Annotated in this window: 2 protein-coding genes and 1 tRNA gene; 2 read left to right on the forward strand and 1 reads right to left on the reverse strand. The window is 45.3% G+C overall.

Annotated elements, in window-relative coordinates:
- Nucleotides 1–73: 73 nt before the first annotated feature.
- Both QN359_RS19605 and QN359_RS19610 read left to right on the forward strand, forming a co-directional pair.
- Nucleotides 74–880 carry a PIN domain-containing protein gene (locus QN359_RS19605; RefSeq protein ID WP_323493622.1) on the forward strand — a complete coding sequence of 269 codons (807 nt, stop codon included), beginning with the start codon at nt 74–76 and terminating at the stop codon, nt 878–880.
- 184 nt (nt 881–1,064) lie between these two features.
- Nucleotides 1,065–1,138: transfer RNA gene (locus QN359_RS19610), tRNA-Gly, on the forward strand.
- Between the two features lie 392 nt (nt 1,139–1,530).
- Here QN359_RS19610 and QN359_RS19615 read toward each other — a convergent pair.
- Nucleotides 1,531–1,824, reverse strand: coding sequence for a BrnA antitoxin family protein (locus QN359_RS19615; RefSeq protein WP_322249633.1), 294 nt, complete (start codon nt 1,822–1,824; stop codon nt 1,531–1,533).
- Nucleotides 1,825–2,024: the final 200 nt, after the last annotated feature.

Genomic DNA, 2,024 nt, shown 5'->3' on the forward strand with positions numbered 1-2,024 from the left:
ACTCATGGTCTGCCTCGTCTCTTTTCGACAGACACTAGTTTAAACTGTTGTCCGGATATGTGGATCCACTATAATCGACAGTTTTTTAGCAGATTCTGGTACCTTAGTTTTGAACTCCGATGACTATATTAATGTCAGTGACCTTCTCAGTAGTTACTTTGGTAATGAACCCCCGTTTCAGAAGGAAAATAACAAAAAATCTGAGTTTCCAGACGCAATTGCGTTAAAGACCCTTGAAAATTGGGCGTTAGATGAGGATACCGAAATAGTTGTTGTATCCAGAGACGGTGATTGGATATCGTATTGTGAAATATCCGATAGGTTGCATCATGTAAAAGAACTTGCAACTGCGCTTGCACTTTTTCAAACACCGGACGAGGCCGTCCAACATATGATTAAGGGTCTGCGACGAGACTTAAATGATGGAAACTCGAAAATTTTCTTAAGGATTGAAGAGGAAATTAAAGACTTCGAATGGAGCGAAGCTGTTATCAGTGATGTTTATTCACAATTTGAATATGAAGAAGATGAGTTTTATGTTGAGTTGAATAAATGTACATTTGAAGATGTGCCAAATGCCATTAAAGTTACTGATATTGATCAGGAGGGAGTCTCTGTAATTTTTAGTCTCCAAGTGCAAGGTACATTTATTGGAAGTTATTCATTTCAGAAATGGGATGGAATTGATAAAGAATATATTTCTATGGGAAACGGTCTAGTCACGGATAATTTCGATGAATCGGTTTCTATTGTTTTGCGTATTCCTAACAAATCAAATGAAGTAGATGATATTGAGCTTGAAATAGAACCAAATACATTGCATTTTGAATTTGGTGAGATAGAACCTGATTGGATGAGTGGACGAGATAATGTTGATTAACTTAGATTAAGTTGGTTCCCAGAATTTTTCGCTGCTATGTTGTCATGGTACTGTTCAATTCGGAACAATTTCTAAAGAATAGAAGCCATCACAGTAAGGAAATAAAGGCCATCACATTTTCGCTCACAGCAGCCATCGCCGGAAGTTGTCAACACCCTTGAAACCCGCGTAGAATGTGGGGATCGCGGGTGTAGTTCAATGGTAGAACGGCAGCTTCCCAAGCTTCATACGAGGGTTCGATTCCCTTCACCCGCTCCAGCTTACGAACTTTGCTGATGTTTTTCGGCCAAACGTTCCGCGCAAGCCGATAGCCGATATGCCCCAAACACAGTCGCTGTCCTTGGCTCGCTGTTTTAATATGCCCTTGACCAGGCTTTGCCTCTACCCGGTGTCGGCTGAGGTGCGCAAAAGAGACGCCAACAGGCCCTGCTTGCGAACCGATATTTCCACTACAGCAGATCAATCGCAGCTCTGCTCGCCCCACCACAAGTTTGACCAGATGCGCGACCAGCCTCGTCCAAGCGATCGCTTGGGCAGCAAACTACAGGAAAGCCGTCGAGTTTGGGCAGGGAAGGATAGCGCGGATGAGGAAGCCGTCCTTGCCTGGTGATTGAGTGAGATGTTTTCTGTTGCTCAATATTTTACAATTTTTAAGTCTCAGAATGTAAAACCAGCCACTCGCGCATGGCCTCGTTTACACGAGTCTGCCAGCCGCGCCCGCTAGCCTTCAAGGCTACCAGCACGTCTTGGTCAAAGCGGATCGTTGTCGCCACTTTGGGCGCAAGCTTCACACTGCCGACTGGACGACCACGCCGCCGAACCTCAATTTGCTCCGGCCTGGTTTTTCGCCCCTCCCCTCGTAGCCCGTCATCAATGCTCCGCAGCAAAGCTGCCTCGAATTCGAGCATTTCCGGATCGATCGCTGGCTTATTTCGTCTTGTCATCAAATTTTTCCTTCACCTTCAGTAAAAACTCTGGTCGCTAATTGTCGAATTTCGCCTTTGCGTAAACCAGCAACAACACGATTTCACCGCTCAACAGCTTCGTGAATTGGCATCCTCCCCGCCCTAAAGAGGCTGTCGCAAAAGCCTGATGGACGTTTTTTACACCTGAAACACCGCATACCTCGTCATTCCCGCATGCT

Source organism: Undibacterium sp. 5I2 (assembly GCF_035019605.1).
Lineage (GTDB): Bacteria > Pseudomonadota > Gammaproteobacteria > Burkholderiales > Burkholderiaceae_D > Undibacterium.